This window comes from Micromonospora sp. DT46 (genome assembly GCF_049841735.1).
Taxonomy (GTDB): Bacteria; Actinomycetota; Actinomycetes; order Mycobacteriales; family Micromonosporaceae; genus Micromonospora; species Micromonospora reichwaldensis.
The window spans coordinates 44,661-65,221 of the sequence record NZ_JBNCKW010000008.1; the positions used below are offsets into that span (position 1 = coordinate 44,661).

The window sequence follows — 20,561 nt, forward strand, 5'->3', positions numbered from 1 at the left end:
TCACCGCCCCAGGCCGAAGGGGCTGCCCGAGGCGTGCGGGTTGAGCTTGACCGTCGGCGGGGTGGCCGCGTCGTACCACTCCGCCTGGCGGATCGCCTTCATCGCCTCCTTGCGCCCGGCCGGGTCCAGCCGGTCCACGAAGAGCACCCCGTCGAGGTGGTCGGTCTCGTGCTGCACGCAGCGGGCCATCAGACCGGTGCCGACGATCTGCATCGGGTCGCCGTAGCCGTTGAAGCCCTTGGCGATCACGTTCTGCCGGCGCTTGGTGTCGAAGTAGAGGCCGGGGATGGACAGGCAGCCCTCGGGGCCGTCCTGCTCCTCGGCGTCGGGAAACTCCAGCACCGGGTTGACCAGGTGGCCGACCACGTCGTCGACGTCGAAGGTGAACACCCGCAGGCCCACACCGAGCTGCGGCGCGGCGAGGCCGGCGCCGTTCTGCTCACGCATCGTGTCGGTCAGGTCGGCGACGAGCTTGCGCAGCTCGACGTCGAAGTCGACCACCGGATCGGCCGGCGTGCGCAGCACCGGATCCCCGAACAGACGGATGGGCTGGACGGTCACTCGGCATGGCTCCTTCGGCGGGCGGACTGGTGCCGTACCAGTCTACGGAGTGCCGTCGGCCGCCCCGGCCGGCGTACCGCGAAGCGGCGCGGCCCGTCACGTGTCGATGGTCACCGGAAGGCGCCCATGGCCGCGCAGGAAGCGGCTCAGACGCCGGTGCCCGGCTCCCCGGCCAGGACCGCGTCGCCGCCGAGCAGGGCGTGCTCGGGCAACGGCAGCTCGATGGAGTGGGCGGCCTCCCAGTCGTGGATCAGGCCGGGCCGGGCCTGGGCGGCGAAGTAGTCCACCGCGCTCATCCCGCCGACCACCGGCTCGTCCACCTCGGCGACGAGTTGGGCCGGCACCAGGCGGAAGCCGTTCTGGAGGGCGGCGCTGAGGCGGCGGTGCCCGTCGACGACGAAGAAGTACTCGCCGGTGTAGCCGATCCGCAGGGGCTCCAGCGCCTCGTCGCCGGCGGCGGCCACCTCGCCGACGAACTCCGAGTCCCACAGGTCGCGCAGGTGGGCGATGTCCTCGGTCGGGTAGACGCGGGCCGGGTCGAGCAGCAGCAGCGGCGGCGCGTCGCGCAGCACGTCCGCGCCCAGCCGGCCCTCGTACGCGTCGATGATGTGCTCGATGACCTCGGAGGCCGAGGCGCGGGTGGTGTCGCAGATCAGGTCGTAGTTGCGCAGCCGGGCCTTGTCCACCCCGTAGCGGACGATGAACCGGCCCCGCTCGCTCTCGCTGCGCTCCAGCAGCTTGGCCTTGGCCTCCTCCATCGAGGCGTAGCTCTCGGCTGGGCCGGAGGGGCGGGCGAGCACCCGTCGGGCCGCCTCGCCCGGCTCGGTGATCATGTGCACCTTGAGCGCGTCCGTGAAGAAGTGCCAGGCCAGCCGGGAGTCCATGACGAGCCGCTCGCCCGAGGCCGCGATGTCCCGCTGGAGCTGGTCGACGTAGCCGTCGACGGCCTGGTCCAGCTCCGCGTGCAGGTTGAGCTGGAGCGCGGTCATCTTCCGCTCCTGCGCCATCTGGCGGTAGAGGTCACCGACGCTGACCCGGCGCAGGCCGAGCCGCTCGGCGATCACCACGGAGACGGTGCTCTTGCCGCTGCCGAGGTCACCATTGAAGACGATCGACTGACGAACGGTCACGACTGGTCCACCCCTGATCACCGGCTGTTTGGAATCATCGACACCGCGCCGAACCGACGCGCTCCCGCCATCGTCGCGCGATCCTGCGACGACCCCGGCTCGGCGCGATTGGCGCCGCGCCGCGACCTGGAGCCGTCGTACGCCCGGGCATGACGGGCGATGCTATCACCCGCGTGTCGACACACCGCCGGACACGGCGTGCGACGACGGGCCAGGTCGGGCGGTGGGGGCGGCGCCGGATCGGCCGGGCCGTCGGTCAGAAGAGGGCCAGCGGGTCGACCTGGAGGCGGACCGGCTCGGCGGCCTTACGGGCGGTGCGCACCCCCGCCGCCGAGTGCAGCGCGCCGGCCAGCGCGCCGGCCCGGGCCCGGGGGACCCGGACCAGCATCCGCTCGCGCTCCCCGTCGGCCGGCACCGGCCCGAGCAGCTCGGCCTCCGCCGGCAGCCGGGCCTCGGCCAGCAGGTCGGCCACGGCGGCCGGTAGGCCGGTCACGCTGGCCATCCGCACCGCCGGCGGGAAGCCCAGCTCCCGCCGTTCGGCCAGCTCCCGGGCGGCGAACCAGCCGGCGTCCCAGCGCAGCAGCGCCTGTACGGGGGCGAGGGCCCCGTCGGCGACCACCACCACCCGGCCCCCGGCGGCGGCGGGACGGGCCAGCGCGGCGGCCGCCAGCCAGCGGCGCAGCGCCTCCTCCCCCGCCCGCAGGTCGGCCCGCGTGAGCAGGGCCCACGAGTCGAGCAGCAGCACCGCCCCGAAGCCGCCGTCGGCGACCGGCTCGGCGCCGGGGGTGGCGATGACCAGGCCGGCGCCGCCCGGGACCGTGGCCAGCACCTCCTCCCGCCCGGAGGTCCGCACCGGCACGCCGGGGAAGGCCCGGCCCAGTTCCTCGGCGGTGCGCCGGGCGCCGGTGACGGAGGCACGCAGCCGCCGCCCGCCGCACTCCGGGCAGGCGTACGCGGCGGCGACCCGCCCGCACCAGCGGCAGGCCGGGGTGCCCTCAGCGGAGGGCAGCGCGAGCGGGCCGGCGCAGTGCGGGCACCGGGCCGGGGTGCGGCACTCGGCACAGGCCACCGACGGCAGGTAGCCACGGCGGGGCACCTGGACCAGCACCGGCAGGTCCGCCCGGAGCGACTCCCGGGCGGTCGTCCAGGCCAGGCTGGGCAGCCGGGCGGTGGCCGCCCCTGGGTCCCGGGCCAGCTGCGGGTCGTCGCCGGTCGGCGCGATCGCCGGCATCCGGGCCCGGAGGGTGGCCCGGTCGGCCACCACCTCGCGGGCCCATCCGGTCTCCACCAGCAGCTGCGCCTCGGCGGTGCGGGTGTAGCCGCCCACCAGCGCCGCGGCGTCGCCGAGCTGGGCGCGGGTGAGCAGCACCTCCCGGGCGTGCGGATAGGGGGCCCGGGGCTCGGCGTGCAGGTCGTCGCCGTCGTCCCAGATCGCCACCAGCCCGAGCCGGGCGACCGGGGCGAACATCGCGGCCCTGGTGCCGACCACCGCCGCCACGTCGCCGCGCCGGGCGGCGAGGAACGCCCGGTAGCGCCGGGCGGGACCGAGCGCGGCGGAGAGGCAGACGTGCCGCCCCGGACCCAGGGCGTCGTGCAGCGCGGCGTCGAGACGGTCCAGGTCGCGGTTGTCGGCGACGACCACCACCGCGCCCCGACCGCCGGCCACGGTGGCGGCGACGGCCTCGGCGTACCGGGCGGGCCAGTCCTCCCCCGGCAGCGCCGACCAGACGGCCCGGGCGGCCCGGCCTTCGGCGAGCGCCCGGAGCAGGGCCGGCCCGGCCGGGTAGTCCCGCCAGGCGTCGGGACCGGGGCCGGCCGGCGCAGCGGGGCCCTCGCCTAGGGCGGCGGGGTTCTCTTCGGGGACGGCGGGGTTCTCTTCGGGGGCGGCGGGGCCCTCTTCGGGGGCGGCGGGGTTCTCGTCGGGGGCGGCGGCGCGGGCGCGTACGTCCTTCTCCACGCGGGCGTGCCGGGGCGGGACGGCGAGGCGGAGCACGTCGGCGAGGTTGCCGGCGTAGCGGTCCGCGACCACCCGGGCCAGCCGGGCGACCTCCGGCGCGAGCACCGGCTCGGGCGAGACGACCTTCTCCAGGTACGCCAGCCGACCGGTGTGCCCCGAGTCGTCGGCCCGCTCCAGCAGCCAGCCGTCGACGAGCTGCCCCGCGAAGCGGACCTTCACGCGTACGCCGGGGACGGCGTCGGCGTCCAGCTCGGCCGGGACGAGGTAGTCGAACGGGCGGTCCAGGTGGGCCAGGGGGACGTCGACGCAGACACGAGCGACCGGCGACCCGTCCGCGGGTCGCCGGTCGCTGCGCCTGGTGCCGGTCAGGCTCCCGCGGCCGACTTGAGGTCGGCGGCCCGGTCGGTGCTCTCCCAGGTCAGGTCCGGCAGCTCCCGGCCGAAGTGGCCGTAGGCGGCGGTCTGCTGGTAGATCGGGCGGAGCAGGTTCAGGTCCCGGATGATTGCGGCCGGGCGCAGGTCGAAGACCTCGGAGACGGCCTTCTCGATCGAGGCGACCGGCACGGTCTCGGTGCCGAACGTCTCGACGAAGAGGCTGACCGGGTGGGCCTTGCCGATCGCGTACGCGACCTGGACCTCGCACCGCTCGGCCAGGCCGGCGGCGACCACGTTCTTGGCCACCCAGCGCGTCGCGTACGCCGCCGAGCGGTCCACCTTCGACGGGTCCTTGCCGGAGAACGCGCCGCCGCCGTGCCGGGCGTAGCCGCCGTAGGTGTCGACGATGATCTTGCGGCCGGTGAGGCCGGCGTCGCCCATCGGCCCGCCGATCTCGAACCGGCCGGTCGGGTTGACCAGCAGCCGGTAGCCCTCGGTGTCGAGCCCGAGGCTCTCCAACTCCGGAGCGATGACGTGCTCGCGTACGTCGGGGGTGAGCAGCGAGTCCAGCGAGATGTCCGCCGCGTGCTGGCTGGAGACGACGACCGTGTTGAGCCGGACGGGGCGCAGCCCCTCGTACTCGATCGTGACCTGGGTCTTGCCGTCGGGGCGCAGGTACGGGATCGTGCCGTCCTTGCGGACCTGGGAGAGCCGCCGGGCCAGCCGGTGCGCCAGGGCGATCGGCAGCGGCATCAACTCCGGCGTCTCGGAGCAGGCGAAGCCGAACATCATGCCCTGATCGCCGGCGCCCTGGGCGTCCAGCGCGCTCTCCGACGCCCCGGTACGCAGCTCGAAGGCGTTGTCGACGCCCTGCGCGATGTCCTCCGACTGGGCGCCGATGGAGACGCTGACGCCGCACGAGGCGCCGTCGAAGCCCTTCTTCGACGAGTCGTAGCCGATGTCGAGGATGGTCCGGCGGACGATGGTCGGGATGTCGGCGTACGCCTTGGTGGTCACCTCGCCCGCGATGTGCACCTGACCAGTGGTGATCAGGGTCTCCACGGCGACGCGGCTGCGGGGGTCCTCGGCGAGCAGGGCGTCGAGGATGCCGTCGCTGATCTGGTCGGCGATCTTGTCCGGGTGGCCTTCCGTGACCGATTCGGAAGTGAAGAGGCGGCGTGTCACGGCACTCCTAAATTGTGGAAGTCGTTCCGCGGCAGTGTAGTCATCCGCGTCAGAGCCTGGCCTCTTCGGTCGTGCCCGTTTCCAGCCGTCAGGAACGGCCGGGCAACCGGGCCACCACGAGATCCCAGACGCCGTCGGCGAGGTCCTCCTTGGACCGCTCGGGCATCCGGCTGACCGAACCGTCCGCGCCGATGACCGTCGCCGCGTTGGTCTCGGCGCCGAAGACCTTGTCGGGACCGACCTCGTTGATCACGACGAGGTCCGCCCGCTTGCGGGCGAGCTTGGCCCGGCCGTTGGCCTCGGCGTCGCCCGTCTCCGCGGCGAACACCACCAGCACCTGCTCCGGTCGACGGCGCCGGCCCAGCTCGGCCGCGATGTCCGGGTTGGTGACGAGCTCGATGGTGGGCGCGCTGCCGTCGTCCGACTTCTTGATTTTGCCAGGCGCGTAGGTCGCGGGACGGAAATCGGCCGGAGCCGCCGCCATCACCACCGCGTCGGCGTCTGCCGCCGCCGCGAGCGTGGCGTCGCGCAGCTCGCCCGTGGTGCCGACGCGGACCAGGTCGACGCCGGCGGGGTCGGGCAGCGAGACGTTGGCCGAGATCAGGGTGACCCGGGCGCCCCGGGCCACCGCGCAGCGGGCGAAGGCGTAGCCCTGCTTGCCCGAGGAGCGGTTGCCCAGGAAGCGGACCGGGTCGAGGGGCTCGCGGGTGCCGCCGGCGGTCACCACCACGTGCCGGCCGGCGAGGTCGGCGGGAGCCCCGACGCCCCGCGCGAGGGCCCGGCGGGCGACCGCGAAGATCTCCGCCGGGTCGGGCAGCCGGCCCTTGCCGGTGTCGGCGCCGGTGAGCCGGCCGACGGCGGGCTCGACGACGCGCACGCCCCGGGAGCGCAGCGTCGCGACGTTGGCGACGGTGGCCGGGTGCTCCCACATCTCGGTGTGCATGGCCGGGGCCAGCACGACCGGGCAGCGGGCGGTCAGCAGCGTGTTGGTGAGCAGGTCGTCGGCGAGGCCGTGGGCGGCCTTGGCCAGCAGGTCGGCGGTGGCCGGCGCGACCACCACCAGGTCGGCCTGCTGACCGAGCCGGACGTGCGGCACCTCGTGCACGTCCGACCAGACGTCGTCGGCGACGGGCTGGCCGGAGAGCGCCGCCCAGGTCGGGGCCCCGACGAAGCGCAACGCCGACGCGGTCGGCACGACCCGGACCTGGTGGCCCGACTCGGTGAAGAGCCGCAGCAGCTCGCACGCCTTGTAGGCGGCGATGCCGCCGCCGACCCCGAGGACGATCCGAGGGGACATCGGCGCGGGGCGGATTACGGCTGGTCGGTCGGCTCGGCGGTGAGCAGGCCCGCGTTGATCTCGCGCATGGCGATGGAGAGGGGCTTCTCCTGCGGCGTGGTCTCGACCAGCGGGCCGACGTATTCCAGCAGACCCTCACCGAGCTGGCTGTAGTAGGCGTTGACCTGGCGCGCGCGCTTGGCGGCGAAGATCACCAGCGCGTACTTCGAGGTCGTCTTCTCGAGGAGCTCGTCGATCGGCGGGTTGGTGATGCCTTCGGGGTTTGCGATGGATCCCACGAATTAACCTCTGCGTCTATCGCACCGCGCTTGGCGGTGCTGGCGGTCAACCGCGCATGTGCGGTGGCGCCGGAGCCAGGAAAGAAGAACCGGACAAGCCTACCAGCTCGTCGACGACCCGCCCGGTGAGGTCGTGCGCGAGGGTGTGTTCGAAGGCGGCCGGGGTGGCCTGCGGGGGGAGGTTCCCCGGCGGGTGCAGCAGCACCAGCCGGGCGTCGGGCAGCACCGCCCGGACCAGCAGCGCGCCGGCCAGGTCGAGGCCGATCAGCACCGGCTGCCCGGCGGCGAGCCGGGCGCGCAACGGTTCGAGGGGGGTGCCGCGCCGGTACGGCCCGGCCCGGCTCCACTCCAGCAGCTCCCCGGCGGCGACCATCCGGTCGAACTCGGCGAGGGTCAGGAAGAGCCGGTCGACGCCGTCCAGCTCGCCCTCCCGGCGGGAACGCGTGGTGGCCGGCACCGGAACCCACACGGACGGAGAACGCGCCCGGACGCGCTCGACGACACTCTCCGTGCCGGAGCCCGAAGGCCCCGCCAGGACAGTGAGCCGAGCCGCCGGGCGCGCCTCGTCATCCGTGCTCACTGCTTGTTTCTACACGCAGCCAGCCTCAGTTGGCGGCGAACTCTCCAAGCAGTGCCTTGCGCTGCTGCTCGCCGAGGCCACGCAGGCGACGGCTGTCGGCGATCTTGAGCTTCTCCATGATCTGGGTGGCCCGGATCTTGCCGATACCCGGCATCGCCTGCAGCACGGCGGAGACCTTGAGCTTGCCGACGACATCGTCGGACTCGGCACGCTCGAGGACGGCTCCGAGGGTGGTCTTGCCCTGCTTGAGCTGCTCCTTCAGCTCAGCACGGGCCTTGCGGATCTCCGCGGCCTTCTCCAGCGCGGCAGCGCGCTGTTCGGGGGTCAGTGACGGGAGCGGCACCAGTTCTCCTCAGGTCCCTATCGCGACGGGCGGGACGCACCGCCGCATCTGTGAAACGTGGTGTCGCTGTGAACCAAGGGGTCCGTGGTTCCCAGCGCGGGGAAAACTAGCGGTCGACGGCGCATTCGGCAACGTGGACGCGCGATGATCTTCACAAAGGTGACCGAGCCGTCAGTCAGTCACCAGCGGCGAGGGCCGCCCGGCAGCCGGTCAGGGCGCGGTCGGCGGCGGCCCGCAGCGCGTCCGGATCCGGGCCCGCGCCCAGCACCTCGCGGGAGTACGAGGGCAGCACCGCGGGCAGGGCGGAGCCGAAGACGACGCGCAGATCGGCCGCCGTGGCGCCCTGCGCGCCGAGGCCCGGAGCGAGCAGCGGACCGTTCACGGCGGACAGGTCGTGACCGGTGTCGCCGATGGTCGCGCCGACCACCAGCCCGATGCTGCCGAGCGGCTGCGCACCCGCGTTGAGCTGGGAAATCTCGTCGATGACGGCCTGCGCGACGGTGCGTCCGTCGGCGGTGCGCGCGCGCTGCACGGCGGCGCCCTCGGGGTTGGAGGTGAGCGCCAGCACGAAGACCCCGCCGCCGTGCTCGGCGGCCAGTTCGAACATCGGCGCGAGCGCGCCGACACCGAGGTACGGGCTCGCCGTCACCGCGTCCACATGGATCGGGCTGGATGGATCGAGGTACGCCGAGGCGTACGCGGCGACGGTCGAGCCGATGTCGCCGCGCTTGACGTCCAGCAGAACGAGCGAGCCGGCATCGCGTAACTGTCGGATAGTTGACTCAAGAATCGCGACACCTTTCGAGCCGAACCGCTCGAAAAAGGCCGACTGGGGCTTGATCACCGCGACCCGGTCACCGAGGGCGTCCGTGACCGTCCGGGCGAACCGGTCAAGCCCCCGGATGTCGTCGTCGAGCCCCCAGCGGGCCAGCAGCCCCGGGTGCGGGTCGATGCCGACGCAGAGCGGACCCCGCTCGGTGACGGCCCGGTGCAGGCGGGCGCCGAAGCTCTCCATCCGGTTCTCTCCCTCTCCTCGGCACCCGGGGCGTCCGCCGCCGGGGCACGCTCCATGTCGCGGGCAACGCGCGCGCCCGCGTACTCCCGCCGGACCGTGACCGGCGGCTCAGCCGGCCCGCACCGCGGCGGCGACCCCGGCGGCGATCCGGGCCAGGTCGGCGTCGTCGGTGACGTACGGCGGCATGGTGTAGACCAGGTCGCGGAACGGCCGCAGCCAGACCCCCTCGGCGACCGCCGCGGCGGTGGCGGCGGGCAGGTCCACCTCGTGGTCCAGCTGGACCACGCCGATCGCGCCGAGCACCCGCACGTCGGCCACCCCCGGGGCGCCGCGCAACGGCTCCAGGCCGGCCCGCAGGCCCGCCTGCACCCTCGCCACCCGCCCCGCCCAGTCGCCGGCCCGCAGCAGGCCGAGGGAGGCGTTGGCGACCGCACAGGCCAGCGGGTTGCCCATGAACGTCGGGCCGTGCGCCAGCACCCCGCCGGCGGAGATGCCCCGGGCGACCTCCGCCGTGCAGAGCGTGGCGGCCAGCGTCAGGTACCCGCCGGTGAGCGCCTTGCCCACGCACATCACGTCGGGCACCACCCCGGCGTGCTCGGCGGCGAACATCGTGCCCGTGCGGCCGAAGCCGGTGGCGATCTCGTCGAAGATCAGCAGCACGCCGTGCGCCCGGGTCACCTCGCGCAGCACCCGCAGGTAGTGCGGGTGGTGGAAGCGCATCCCGCCGGCGCCCTGGACCACCGGCTCGACGACGACCGCGGCCAGCTCGTGGGCGTGCCGCTCGACCGCCTCCACCAGGGCCGCCTCGTAGGCCGGCTCGGGCGGGGTGTCGAAGCCGCCGGGCGGCACGGGGGCGAAGACCTGCCGGGGCAGCACGTCGCCCCAGAGGTGGTGCATGCCGCCCTCGGGGTCGCAGACGCTCATCGGGTGGAACGTGTCGCCGTGGTAGCCGCCCCGCCAGGTGCCCAGCCGGCGGCGCTCCGGCCGGCCGGCGGCCCGCTGGTACTGCAGGCACATCTTGATCGCGACCTCGACGCCGACCGAGCCGGAGTCGGCCAGGAAGACGTGCTCCAGCCCGTCCGGGGCCAGCTCGACCAGGGTGGCCGCCAGGCGGACCGCGGGCTCGTGGGTGAGCCCGCCGAACATCACGTGGCTCATCCGGCCGAGCTGGTCGGTCACGGCCGCGTCGAGCACCGGGTGCCGGTAGCCGTGGATCGCCGCCCACCACGAGGACATCCCGTCGACCAGTTCCCGGCCGTCGGCCAGCCGCAGCCGTACGCCCGCCGCGCCCTCCACGACGTAGGGCGCGCTCGCCGGCGGCAGGGCCGCGTACGGGTGCCACACGTGCGCCCGGTCGGCGGCCAGGATCTCCTCGGGGGTCACCCGCCCGTCCCCGTGGCGCGGGCGGCGGCGCGGACCAGGGCCGGGCCGCGATAGATGAAGCCGGTGTAGAGCTGCACCAGGGCGGCGCCGGCGTCGAACATCCGGGCCGCCGCGTCCGGGTCCACGATGCCCCCGACGCCGATCACCGGCAGCCGCCCCCCGGCCTCCCGGTGCACGAAGGCGACCACCTCGCGGGCGCGGTCGGCGAGCGGGCGCCCCGACAGGCCGCCGGTCTCCGCGCCGCGCGCCCGGTCCGCCGGGGCGAGGCCGTCGCGGGCCAGCGTGGTGTTCGTGGCGATCACCCCGGCCGCGCCCCGGGCCAGGCAGACCTCCAGCAGCTCGGCGATCGCCGGCTCGGTGAGGTCCGGGGCGATCTTCACCAGCACCGGCTTCTCCCCCACCAGCGCCGCCAGGATGGCGTCCAGGTGCGCCCGGTCCTGCAGCGAGCGCAGCCCCGGGGTGTTCGGCGAGGAGACGTTGACCGCGAAGTAGTCGCCGTGCCCGCGCAACGCCCGGTAGGACGCCTGGTAGTCCGCCACCGCCTCGTCCAGCGGGGTCACCTTGGACTTGCCGAGCGAGATGCCCAGCGGCACGCCGATCGGGCGCGGCAGCGCAGCGAGCCGGGCCGCGAGGGCCTCGGCGCCGGCGTTGTTGAAGCCCATCCGGTTGACCACGGCCTCGCTGCCGGGCAGCCGGAACAGCCGGGGCCGGGGATTACCCGGCTGTGGGTGCGCGGTGACCGTGCCGACCTCGACGAAGCCGAAGCCCAGCGCCGGCCAGGCCGGCAGGGCCGCGCCGTCCTTGTCCATCCCGGCGGCCAACCCCACCGGGTTGGGGAACTCGACGCCGAACACCCGCCGCGGCGCCCGCACGGCGTACCGGGCCCGCAACACCCCCAGCGCCGCCGGCCGGCGGGACAACCCCGCCAGCCGCCGCAACGTCCACTCGTGCGCCGCCTCGGCGTCCCCGCCGCCGATCCGGAACAACCCCGGCCGGACCACCCGCTCGAACATCACGACCGACCACCCCCGTCGATCATGAAGTTGTCGCCGCGACACGCCGTGCCGGCCGACAACAACTTCATGATCAACGCGTACGGGTGGGGGTGCGGGCGGTGGGGGTGGGGGGTCATTCGGCGGCTCGGAGGGCGGCGTGCAGCTCCTGGAGCGGGCGGACCTGCATGTCGCCCCGGATCCGCGCCTCGATGCCCATCACCGCCGCCGCCGCACCCGGCACCGTGGTGATGCACGGGATGTCCGCCGTGACGGCGGCGCTGCGGATCTCGTAGCCGTCCGAGCGGGCGCTCGCGCCCGAGCCCTGCGGAGTGTTGATCACCAGCGCCACGTCGCCGCCGAGGATCAGCGACACCGCGTCCTCGCCCCCGCCGGACTCGTAGTGCTTGCGGATCTGCTCGCAGGCGATGCCGTGCCGGCGCAGCACCTCCGCCGTGCCGGTGGTGGCGACGATCTCGAACCCCAGGTCGGCCAGGCGCTTGATCGGGAAGATCATGCCGCGCTTGTCCCGGTTGGCGACCGAGACGAAGATCTTCCCGGCGGTCGGCAGCGAGCCGTACGCGGCCGACTGCGACTTGGCGAAGGCGTGCCCGAAGGCGGTGTCGATGCCCATCACCTCGCCCGTGGACTTCATCTCCGGGCCGAGCAGCGAGTCCACGCCCTTGCCGGTGGGGGTGCGGAACCGCTTGAACGGCAGCACCGCCTCCTTGACCGCGATCGGGGCGCCGGCCGGCAGCGAACCGCCGTCCCCGGTCGCCGGGAGCAGCCCTTCGGCGCGCAGCTCGGCGATGGTGGCACCCAGCGCGATCCGGGCCGCCGCCTTCGCCAGCGGCACCGCCGTCGCCTTGGAGACGAAGGGCACCGTCCGGGACGCGCGGGGGTTCGCCTCCAGCACGTAGAGCACGTCGTCCTTAAGCGCGTACTGCACGTTGAGCAGGCCCCGCACGCCGACGCCCCGGGCGATCGCCTCGGTGTAGCGGCGCACCTGGGCGACGTGCGAGCCCGCCAGGGTGATCGGCGGCAGCGCGCAGGACGAGTCGCCGGAGTGGATGCCGGCCTCCTCGATGTGCTCCATCACCCCGCCGAGGTAGACCTCCCCGTCCGCGTCGCAGAGCGCGTCCACGTCGATCTCGATGGCGTCGTCGAGGAAGCGGTCGACCAGCACCGGGTGGTCCGGCGAGATCTCGGTGGCCCGCCCGATGTAGTCACGCAGCGTGGCGTCGTCGTAGACGATCTCCATGCCCCGCCCGCCCAGCACGTACGACGGCCGGACCAGCACCGGGTAGCCGATCTCGTCGGCGATCGCCTTCGCCTCGTCGTACGAGGTCGCCATGCCGTGCGCCGGCGCGCGCAGCCCGGCCCGGGCCAGCACCGCCCCGAACGCGCCCCGCTCCTCGGCCAGGTGGATCGACTCCGGCGAGGTGCCGACGACCGGCACGCCCGCGTCCTTCAGGCGCTGCGCCAGGCCCAGCGGGGTCTGCCCGCCGAGCTGGACGATCACCCCGACCACGCCCGGTCCGCCGGCCGCCCTGCCGGAGGAGTCCTCGGCGTGCCAGACCTCCAGCACGTCCTCGAAGGTCAGCGGCTCGAAGTAGAGCCGGTCGGCGGTGTCGTAGTCGGTGGAGACGGTCTCCGGGTTGCAGTTGACCATCACGGTCTCGAAACCGGCACCCGTGGCGGAACCCGCGCCTGCGGCGCCCGGGGCGGCAGTGCCGACCGGCGCGCTCCGCAACGCCTGTACCGCGTGCACGCACGAGTAGTCGAACTCGATGCCCTGGCCGATCCGGTTCGGCCCGGAACCCAGGATCATCACCTTCGGCCGGGCCGACGGCACGACCTCCGTCTCCTGGTCGTACGTCGAGTAGTGGTAGGGCGTGGTCGCCTCGAACTCGGCGGCGCAGGTGTCCACCGTCTTGTAGACCGGGCGGACGTCGAGGCGGTGCCGCAGCGTCCGTACGCCGTCCTCGGCGGCCAGCTCCGGACGCAGCGCGGCCAGCTGCCGGTCCGACAGGCCGGCCCGCTTGGCGCGGCGCAGCAGCTCGGCGTCGAGCACCGGGGCGTCCACGATCTCCGCGCGCAGCTCGACGAGGGCGGCGACCTGGTCCAGGAACCAGGGGTCGATCCCGCCGGACGCGGCGGTGACCTCGGCGATCGACGCGCCGAGGCGCAGCGCCCGCTCGACGGTGTAGAGCCGGCCGTCGTGCGGCATCCGCAGCGCGTCGAGGGTGTTCTCCTTCGTCGCGCCGGCCGGGTCGGGCAGCGTCCAGAACCCGCCCGCCTTCGTCTCCAGCGACCGCATCGCCTTGTTCAGCGCCTCGCTGAAGTTGCGGCCCAGGCTCATCGCCTCGCCGACGGACTTCATGGTGGTGGTCAGCTCCGGGTCGGCGCCCGGGAACTTCTCGAACGCGAACCGGGGGATCTTCACCACCACGTAGTCCAGGGTCGGCTCGAACGCCGCCGGGGTCTTCAGGGTGATGTCGTTGGGGATCTCGTCGAGGGTGTAGCCGATGGCCAGCTTCGCGGCGATCTTCGCGATCGGGAAGCCGGTGGCCTTCGAGGCCAGCGCCGACGACCGGGACACCCGGGGGTTCATCTCGATCACCACGATCCGGCCGTCGGCCGGGTTGACGGCGAACTGGATGTTGCAGCCCCCGGTGTCCACCCCGACCTCGCGCAGCACCGCGATGCCCAGGTCGCGCAGCCGCTGGTACTCACGGTCGGTGAGCGTCATGGCCGGGGCGACGGTGACGCTGTCGCCGGTGTGCACGCCCATTGGGTCGACGTTCTCGATCGAGCAGACCACCACGACGTTGTCGTGCCGGTCGCGCATCAGTTCGAGCTCGTACTCCTTCCAGCCGAGCACGCTCTCCTCGATGAGCACCTCGTGCACCGGGCTGGCGGCCAGCCCGTCGCCGGCGATGCGGGCCAGGTCCTCCGGGGTGTGCGCCATGCCGGAGCCGAGGCCGCCCATGGTGAACGACGGCCGGATCACCACCGGCAGGCCCAGCTCGGCGACCGTCGCCTCGACCTCCGCCATCGAGTGGCAGACCCGGGAGCGGGGCACCAGGCCCGCCGGGTCGTCGACACCCAGGCGTACGCCGGCCTTGGCGACGATGTCCTTGAACAGCTGCCGGTCCTCGCCGCGGTTGATCGCCTCGATGTTGGCGCCGATCAGCTCCACGCCGTACTTGTCGAGCACGCCGGCCTCGTGCAGGGCGACCGCGGTGTTCAGCGCGGTCTGCCCGCCGAGGGTGGGCAGGATCGCGTCGGGGCGCTCCTTGGCGATCACCAGCTCGACGAACTCCGGGGTGATCGGCTCGACGTACGTGGCGTCGGCGAACTCGGGGTCCGTCATGATCGTCGCCGGGTTCGAGTTGACCAGGCTGACCCGGATCCCCTCGCTGCGCAGCACCCGGCAGGCCTGGGTGCCGGAGTAGTCGAACTCGCAGGCCTGCCCGATCACGATCGGCCCGGAGCCGATCACCAGGATGTGCTTGAGATCGGTCCGCTTAGGCATGTGTGCGCCCCTCGCTCTGGGTCCGGCCCTCGATGAGCTCGGCGAAGCGGTCGAAGAGGTAGTCCGCGTCGTGCGGGCCGGCCGCCGCCTCCGGGTGGTACTGGACGGTGAAGGCGGGCACGTCCTTCGCCCGCAGCCCCTCGACCACGTTGTCATTGAGGCAGACGTGTGACACCTGGACGCCACCGAACTCGGTCTCGATCACCTGGTCGGGGACGACCGCCCCGGCCACGGCGCCCGGCACCTGGACGGCGAAGCCGTGGTTGTGGCTGGTCACCTCGACCTTGCCGGTGACCCGGTCGAGCACCGGCTGGTTGATGCCCCGGTGGCCGTAGCCGAGCTTGTAGGTGCCGAAGCCGAGCGCCCGGCCGAGGATCTGGCTGCCGAAGCAGATGCCGAACAGCGGCACCCGCCGGCGCAGCACCTCCCGCGCCAGGGCCACCGGCGCGTCGGCGGTGGCCGGGTCGCCCGGGCCGGGCGAGAAGAAGACCGCGTCCGCGCCGGTGGCGAGCAGGTCGTCGATGGTGGAGCCGGCCGGGAGCACGTGCGTGGTGACGCCCCGCGCGGCGAGCCGGCGCGGGACGTTGCGCTTGATGCCCAGGTCCAGCGCGGCGACCGTGAACCGGTGCTCGCCCTCGGCCGCCACCACGTACGGCTTCTCGGTGGTGACCTCGGCGGAGAGGTCCGCGCCGACCATCTCCGGGGCCTGCCGCACCCGGGCCAGCAGCGCCCGCGGGTCGGTCTCGACGCTGGAGATGCCGACCCGCATGGCGCCGCGCTCGCGCAGGTGCCGGGTCAGCGCCCGGGTGTCCACGCCGCTGATGCCGACCACGCCCTCGGCGGTCAGCCGCTCCTCCAGCCCGCCGGTGGCGCGCCAGTTAGAGCCGATCCGGGCCGGGTCGCGGACCACGTAGCCGGCGACCCAGATGCGGCCCGACTCGTCGTCCTCGCCGTTGACGCCGGTGTTGCCGATGTGCGGGGCGGTCTGCACCACCACCTGACGGTGGTAGGACGGGTCGGTCAACGTCTCCTGGTAGCCGGTCATGCCGGTGTTGAAGACCGCCTCGCCGAAGGTCTCCCCGACGCTGCCGTACGCCTCACCGTGGAACGTGCGCCCGTCCTCCAGCACGAGGATCGCGGGCCTCCGCTTCGTCATAGAACAGCCTTTCCGTCCAGGACCGTCGGCTCGCCGCGCAGGAAGGTCGCCACGATGCGACCCGGCAGCGTCATGCGGGCGTACGGGGTGTTGCGGCTACGGCTGGCCAGCTCCGCCGGCTCGATGGTGCGGCGGGCGGCCGGGTCGACCAGGGTCAGGTTCGCCGGCACGCCGGGCGCCGGGTCGAGGCCGTGCCCCTCCAGCCCGGCGATCCGGGCCGGGGTGCGCGACATCCGCTCGGCGATCAGGTCCCACTGCGGGCCGAGCACGTCGAGGGCGATCGACAGCGCCGTCTCCAGGCCGAGCATGCCCGGCCGGGCGTACGCCCACTCGCACTCCTTGTCCTCCACCGCGTGCGGGGCGTGGTCGGTGGCGACGATGTCGATCACGCCCTCGAGCAGGGCCGCCCGCAGCGCGGCGACGTCGGCCGCGGTGCGCAGCGGCGGGTTGACCTTGTAGACCGGGTCGTAGGTCTCGGCCCGGGAGTCGGTGAGCAGCAGGTGGTGCGGGGTGACCTCGGCGGTGACCCGGACGCCCCGGGCCTTGGCCTGGCGCAGCACCTCCACGCTGCCGGCGGTGGAGACGTGGCACACGTGCAGGCGGCTGCCGACGTGCTCGGCGAGCAGCACGTCCCGGGCGATGATCGCCTCCTCGGCGACCGCCGGCCAGCCGGTCAGGCCGAGCCGGGTCGAGACCTCGCCCTCGTGCATCTGCGCGCCCTCGGTGAGCCGGGGCTCCTCGGCGTGCTGGGCGATGATCCCGTCGAACGCCTTCACGTACTCCAGCGCCCGGCGCATCAGCCTCGGGTCGGCGACGCAGTGCCCGTCGTCGGAGAAGATCCGTACCCGGGCCGCCGAGTCGGCCATCGCGCCCAGCTCGGCGAGGTGCTCGCCGGCCAGGCCGACGGTGACCGCCCCGATCGGCTGCACGTCCACCAGCCCGGCCTCCCGGCCGAGGCGCCAGACCTGCTCGACCACGCCGGCGGTGTCGGCCACCGGCGAGGTGTTGGCCATCGCGCAGACCGCGGTGTAGCCACCGAGCGCCGCCGCCCGGGACCCGGACTCGACGGTCTCGGCGTCCTCCCGGCCGGGCTCGCGCAGGTGGGTGTGCAGGTCGACGAGGCCGGGCAGCGCGACCAGCCCGGTGCCGTCGACGACGGTCGCCTCCGGCGCGTCCAGCCCGGCGCCGACGGCCGCGACGACGCCGTCGCGGATGAGCACGTCGGTCGGCGCGGCGCCGACGACGCTGACGTTGGAGATCAGGTACGAGCTCACCGGTTGTTCCCCCCGAGCAGCAGATAGAGGACGGCCATCCGCACGGAGACCCCGTTGGCGACCTGTTCGACGATGGTGGAGCGGGGCGAGTCGGCCACCTCGGGCGTGATCTCCATCCCCCGGTTCATCGGTCCGGGGTGCATGACGATCGCGTGCTCGGGCAGCCGGCGCATCCGCGGGCCGTCCAGGCCGTAGCGGCGGGCGTACTCGCGGGCGGACGGGAAGTAGGAGGCGTTCATCCGCTCGCGCTGCACCCGCAGCATCATCACCACGTCCGACTGCGGCAGCACCGCGTCGAGGTCGTAGGAGACGTCGGTGCCGGGCGCGAGCGCCTGCGCGATGTGGACGGGGATCAGCGTCGGCGGCCCGACCAGGGTCACCTTGGCGCCGAGCGTGGACAGCAGCAGGACGTTCGAGCGGGCCACCCGGCTGTGCAGGACGTCCCCGACCACCGCGACCGACAGGCCGGCCAGCCGCCCCAGCCGGGAGCGCATCGTGTACGCGTCGAGCAGCGCCTGGGTCGGGTGCTCGTGGGTGCCGTCGCCGGCGTTGACCACCGAGCCGTCGACCCAGTCGGCGAGCCGGTGCGGGGCGCCGGAGGCGGGGTGCCGGACGACCACGGCGTCGGCCCCCATCGCCTGGAGGGTCAGCGCGGTGTCCTTCAGGCTCTCGCCCTTGGTCACGCTGGAGCCCTTGGCCGAAAAGTTGATCACGTCGGCGCTGAGCCGCTTCGCCGCCGCCTCGAAGGAGATCCGGGTGCGGGTGGAGTCCTCGTAGAAGAGGTTCACCACGGTGCGCCCGCGCAGCGCGGGGAGCTTCTTCACCTCCCGGCCGGCGACCGTGGCCATCTCGGCGGCCGTGTCCAGGATCTCGGTGGCGGTGGCGGCGTCCAGGTCGGCACCGGAGAGCAGGTGCCTGATCATGAGGGGGTCCCCCCGTACAACCTGACCTCGTCGGTGCCGTCGGTCTCCGCGAGGGTGACCTTCACGCTCTCCGCCAGGGACGTCGGGATGTTCTTGCCGACGTAGTCGGCGCGGATCGGCAGCTCGCGGTGGCCGCGGTCGACCAGGACGGCGAGCTGGACGGACGCCGGCCGCCCGACGTCGTTGAGCGCGTCGAGCGCGGCCCGCACCGTGCGGCCGGAGAAGAGCACGTCGTCGACGAGGACGACCCGCTTGCCGTCGATGCCGCCGGGCGGCACCTGGGTCGGCCCGACCGCGCGGGTGGCGTGCCGGCGCAGGTCGTCGCGGTAGAGGGTGATGTCGAGCACGCCGACCGGAACGGTCACGTCCTCGAAGGTGCTGATCCGGGCGGCGAGCCGCTTCGCGAGCGGGGCGCCCCGGGTGGGGATGCCCAGCAGCACCGTGTTCGCGGCGCCCTGGGTCTTCTCCAGGATCTGGTGGGCGATGCGGTCGACCACGCGCTGGACGTCGGCGCTGGCGAGGATCACCTTCACCGAGGGTTGTCGCGGCGGCGACGGCTGGGCAGCAGGTGGGTAGGCCACGGCGGACCTCCTTCCCCGCCTCACGGGACGGGTCGTTAAAGGACGTCGGATGCCGGTACCGGGACGCGAGCGGCCCGGACCGGGGCTTCCCGCCACGTTACCAGTGGTCACCGCACTGACCGTCGCCGGCCACTGACCCCCTGGTCAGCCCGGCGAAATGGGGACAACTCCCCCGGTGATCCCAACGGTAAGGTCACGACCACTTGACCAGTTGTACCAATCCCCGTACCGTCACGCTCCGTAGCGACCCCTGGGAGAACCCCGAGCAGCACTGGGAGTGTTTAATGCCCTCTGAATACGCCAAGTCTCTGGGCGCCCGCCTGCGCTCCATCCGTCAGCAGCAGGGCCTGTCCCTGCAGGGCGTGGAGGAGAAGTCGAACGGGCGGTGGAAGGCGGTGGTGGTCGGCTCCTACGAGCGCGGCGACCGCGCCGTCACGGTGTCGCGCCTGGCCGAGCTTGCCGACTTCTACCGTGTTCCCGTCTCGGAGCTGCTGCCCGACGGCAGCGGGGTTCGCCACGAGCCCACCAGCAAGATCGTCCTGGACCTGGAGCGGCTCTACGACGAGGCCTCCGAGGACCTCGCCTACGTCGCCCGGTACGCGCGTGCCATCCAGCAGCAGCGCGGTGACTACAACGGCCGCGTGCTCTCCATCCGCGCCGACGACCTGCGCGCGCTCGCGATCGTGTACGACGCCTCGCCGTCCGGCCTGATCGAGCGGCTCACCGAGCACGGCGTGCTGGTCGCCGACCCGCGGGCGTTCTTCGCCAGCTGACCAGGAACGCGAGAGGGGCCCGTGCCGTCCGGCACGGGCCCCTCTCGTTCGTCGTTCGTGTCGCGTCCCGCCTGTTGAGCACACCGACTGTGACGCACGTCCGGGTGTGACGTGCGCCGCGTCAGCGGGTGGCGTACTCGGCGATGCGGCCGAGGATGCCGTTGAGGAAGCGCGGCGAGTCGTCGGTCGACATCTGCCGGGCCAGCTCGACGGCCTCGCTGATGGCCACCGCGTCGTCGATCTCGTCGACGTAGAGCAGCTCGTAGACCGCGATCCGGGCGAGGTTGCGGTCGACCGCCGGCATCCGGTCCAGCGTCCACCCCTCGGCGTAGCTGGCGATCACCTCGTCGATCCGGTCGAGGTGGGCGGCGACGCCCTCGACGAGGCTCACCGCGTATCCCAGGTGCTCGGGTCGGGGCTTCTCGATCCGCTCGATGTAGCCGGCGAGCACCTCGACCGGCGGGCGGTCCCGCAGGTCGGCCTCGAAGAGCACGTCCAGCGCCCGCTTACGCGCCTTGCGGCGCGCAGGCATCTGCTGCTTGGGACCCTCGGCCATCAGGCGCGGCCGAGGTAACGGCCGTCGCGGGTGTCGACCTTGATCTTCTCGCCGGTGGTGATGAAGAGCGGCACCTGGACCGTCGCGTCGGTCTCGACGGTGGCCGGCTTGTTGCCGCCGGTCGACCGGTCGCCCTGCAGGCCCGGCTCGGTGTAGGTGACTTCCAGCACGACGCTGGTCGGGAGCTCGATGTAGAGCGGGACACCCTCGTGGGTGGCCACGGTCGCCTCAGCCTCGGGCAGCAGGTAGTTCGCCGCGTCACCGACGGTGGCACCCGGCACGTTGATCTGGTCGAACGTCTCCAGGTCCATGAAGACGTAGTCCTCGCCGTCGGCGTAGAGGTACTGCATGGTGCGCTTGTCCACGGTCGCGGTCTCGACCTTGGTGCCCGCGTTGAAGGTCTTGTCGACCACCTTGCCGGACAGCACGTTCTTCAGCGTGGTACGCACGAACGCACCACCCTTACCGGGCTTGACGTGCTGGAACTCGACGACGGCCCAAAGCTCTCCGTCGAGGTTGAGTACCAGGCCGTTCTTCAGGTCGTTGGTGGTGGCCATTTCCTGCCTTGATCATCAATTGGCGGACAGACCTGGCAAGTCTACTAGTTGCGTCGAACGCCGCTGTCCGCCGCTTCCCGCCGCCCTTCCACCTCCCTTCCGCCACTC

At 73.3% G+C, this 20,561-nt stretch carries 19 protein-coding genes; 1 reads left to right on the plus strand and 18 read right to left on the minus strand.

Translation table 11 applies throughout. The annotated features are described in order from the left end of the window. From def to pyrR, 16 genes are all read right to left on the minus strand, one after another. Positions 1–561: a peptide deformylase gene (gene def / locus ACLQ20_RS22420; RefSeq protein WP_151454094.1), complete on the minus strand. Its 561-nt coding sequence runs from the start codon at positions 559–561 to the stop codon at positions 1–3. A 146-nt stretch (positions 562–707) separates the two neighbouring features. After that, positions 708–1,691, minus strand: coding sequence for an AAA family ATPase (locus ACLQ20_RS22425; protein ID WP_151454095.1), 984 nt, complete (start codon positions 1,689–1,691; stop codon positions 708–710). 256 nt (positions 1,692–1,947) lie between these two features. Continuing rightward, positions 1,948–4,017 (minus strand): primosomal protein N', encoded by a 2,070-nt coding sequence (locus tag ACLQ20_RS22430; protein ID WP_425857771.1) that lies wholly within the window; start codon positions 4,015–4,017, stop codon positions 1,948–1,950. After that, positions 4,014–5,207, minus strand: a complete 1,194-nt coding sequence (gene metK, locus ACLQ20_RS22435) for a methionine adenosyltransferase (RefSeq protein ID WP_091632919.1) — start codon at positions 5,205–5,207, stop codon at positions 4,014–4,016. Before metK ends, ACLQ20_RS22430 begins: the two co-directional genes overlap by 4 nt. An 88-nt stretch (positions 5,208–5,295) precedes the next feature. After that, positions 5,296–6,504: a bifunctional phosphopantothenoylcysteine decarboxylase/phosphopantothenate--cysteine ligase CoaBC gene (coaBC, locus tag ACLQ20_RS22440; RefSeq protein WP_151457092.1), complete on the minus strand. Its 1,209-nt coding sequence runs from the start codon at positions 6,502–6,504 to the stop codon at positions 5,296–5,298. 14 nt (positions 6,505–6,518) lie between these two features. Then, positions 6,519–6,782 carry a DNA-directed RNA polymerase subunit omega gene (gene rpoZ / locus ACLQ20_RS22445; RefSeq protein ID WP_007075826.1) on the minus strand — a complete coding sequence of 88 codons (264 nt, stop codon included), beginning with the start codon at positions 6,780–6,782 and terminating at the stop codon, positions 6,519–6,521. A gap of 46 nt (positions 6,783–6,828) precedes the next feature. Continuing rightward, entirely contained in the window at positions 6,829–7,362 is a 534-nt protein-coding gene (locus ACLQ20_RS22450) for a guanylate kinase (protein ID WP_151457093.1), read from the minus strand. A 25-nt stretch (positions 7,363–7,387) separates the two neighbouring features. Next, positions 7,388–7,705: an integration host factor, actinobacterial type gene (gene mihF / locus ACLQ20_RS22455; protein ID WP_007458370.1), complete on the minus strand. Its 318-nt coding sequence runs from the start codon at positions 7,703–7,705 to the stop codon at positions 7,388–7,390. Positions 7,706–7,880: 175 nt separating this feature from the next. After that, positions 7,881–8,720, minus strand: coding sequence for an orotidine-5'-phosphate decarboxylase (gene pyrF / locus ACLQ20_RS22460; protein WP_151457094.1), 840 nt, complete (start codon positions 8,718–8,720; stop codon positions 7,881–7,883). Positions 8,721–8,828: 108 nt separating this feature from the next. Further along, complete coding sequence (locus ACLQ20_RS22465; RefSeq protein ID WP_358120840.1) at positions 8,829–10,103, minus strand: adenosylmethionine--8-amino-7-oxononanoate transaminase; 1,275 nt, start codon at positions 10,101–10,103, stop codon at positions 8,829–8,831. Beyond that, positions 10,100–11,119 carry a quinone-dependent dihydroorotate dehydrogenase gene (locus ACLQ20_RS22470; RefSeq protein WP_151457096.1) on the minus strand — a complete coding sequence of 340 codons (1,020 nt, stop codon included), beginning with the start codon at positions 11,117–11,119 and terminating at the stop codon, positions 10,100–10,102. Before ACLQ20_RS22470 ends, ACLQ20_RS22465 begins: the two co-directional genes overlap by 4 nt. A gap of 112 nt (positions 11,120–11,231) precedes the next feature. Further along, positions 11,232–14,633, minus strand: a complete 3,402-nt coding sequence (carB, locus tag ACLQ20_RS22475) for a carbamoyl-phosphate synthase large subunit (RefSeq protein ID WP_425857610.1) — start codon at positions 14,631–14,633, stop codon at positions 11,232–11,234. Then, positions 14,626–15,789, minus strand: coding sequence for a glutamine-hydrolyzing carbamoyl-phosphate synthase small subunit (gene carA, locus ACLQ20_RS22480; protein WP_327027752.1), 1,164 nt, complete (start codon positions 15,787–15,789; stop codon positions 14,626–14,628). Before carA ends, carB begins: the two co-directional genes overlap by 8 nt. Then, the gene (locus tag ACLQ20_RS22485; RefSeq protein WP_151456800.1) at positions 15,786–17,063 is read right to left on the minus strand and encodes a dihydroorotase; all 1,278 of its coding nucleotides are present in this window, start codon (positions 17,061–17,063) and stop codon (positions 15,786–15,788) included. The genes carA and ACLQ20_RS22485 overlap by 4 nt, the downstream gene beginning before the upstream one ends. Next, complete coding sequence (locus ACLQ20_RS22490; RefSeq protein ID WP_121395245.1) at positions 17,060–17,986, minus strand: aspartate carbamoyltransferase catalytic subunit; 927 nt, start codon at positions 17,984–17,986, stop codon at positions 17,060–17,062. The genes ACLQ20_RS22485 and ACLQ20_RS22490 overlap by 4 nt, the downstream gene beginning before the upstream one ends. Beyond that, complete coding sequence (gene pyrR / locus ACLQ20_RS22495; RefSeq protein WP_151456799.1) at positions 17,983–18,567, minus strand: bifunctional pyr operon transcriptional regulator/uracil phosphoribosyltransferase PyrR; 585 nt, start codon at positions 18,565–18,567, stop codon at positions 17,983–17,985. The genes ACLQ20_RS22490 and pyrR overlap by 4 nt, the downstream gene beginning before the upstream one ends. 284 nt (positions 18,568–18,851) lie before the next feature. Between pyrR and ACLQ20_RS22500 the strand changes: the two genes are divergently transcribed. Further along, positions 18,852–19,340: a transcriptional regulator BldD gene (locus ACLQ20_RS22500; protein WP_013285505.1), complete on the plus strand. Its 489-nt coding sequence runs from the start codon at positions 18,852–18,854 to the stop codon at positions 19,338–19,340. Between the two features lie 121 nt (positions 19,341–19,461). On the opposite strand, the gene nusB is transcribed toward ACLQ20_RS22500, so the two are convergent. Both nusB and efp read right to left on the minus strand, forming a co-directional pair. Beyond that, positions 19,462–19,872, minus strand: a complete 411-nt coding sequence (nusB, locus tag ACLQ20_RS22505) for a transcription antitermination factor NusB (protein WP_172896683.1) — start codon at positions 19,870–19,872, stop codon at positions 19,462–19,464. 23 nt (positions 19,873–19,895) lie between these two features. Beyond that, positions 19,896–20,453, minus strand: a complete 558-nt coding sequence (gene efp, locus ACLQ20_RS22510; RefSeq protein ID WP_132240163.1) for an elongation factor P — start codon at positions 20,451–20,453, stop codon at positions 19,896–19,898. Between the last annotated feature and the right edge of the window lie 108 nt (positions 20,454–20,561).

Bases quoted from the DNA above. Each gene is read 5' to 3' on its own strand.
- nusB (WP_172896683.1), bottom strand. From the start codon at position 19,872: ATGCCTGCGCGCCGCAAGGCGCGTAAGCGGGCGCTGGACGTGCTCTTC.
- carB (WP_425857610.1), bottom strand. From the start codon at position 14,633: ATGCCTAAGCGGACCGATCTCAAGCACATCCTGGTGATCGGCTCCGGG.
- coaBC (WP_151457092.1), bottom strand. From the start codon at position 6,504: ATGTCCCCTCGGATCGTCCTCGGGGTCGGCGGCGGCATCGCCGCCTAC.
- pyrF (WP_151457094.1), bottom strand. From the start codon at position 8,720: ATGGAGAGCTTCGGCGCCCGCCTGCACCGGGCCGTCACCGAGCGGGGT.
- ACLQ20_RS22500 (WP_013285505.1), top strand. From the start codon at position 18,852: ATGCCCTCTGAATACGCCAAGTCTCTGGGCGCCCGCCTGCGCTCCATC.
- carA (WP_327027752.1), bottom strand. From the start codon at position 15,789: ATGACGAAGCGGAGGCCCGCGATCCTCGTGCTGGAGGACGGGCGCACG.
- ACLQ20_RS22490 (WP_121395245.1), bottom strand. From the start codon at position 17,986: ATGATCAGGCACCTGCTCTCCGGTGCCGACCTGGACGCCGCCACCGCC.
- efp (WP_132240163.1), bottom strand. From the start codon at position 20,453: ATGGCCACCACCAACGACCTGAAGAACGGCCTGGTACTCAACCTCGAC.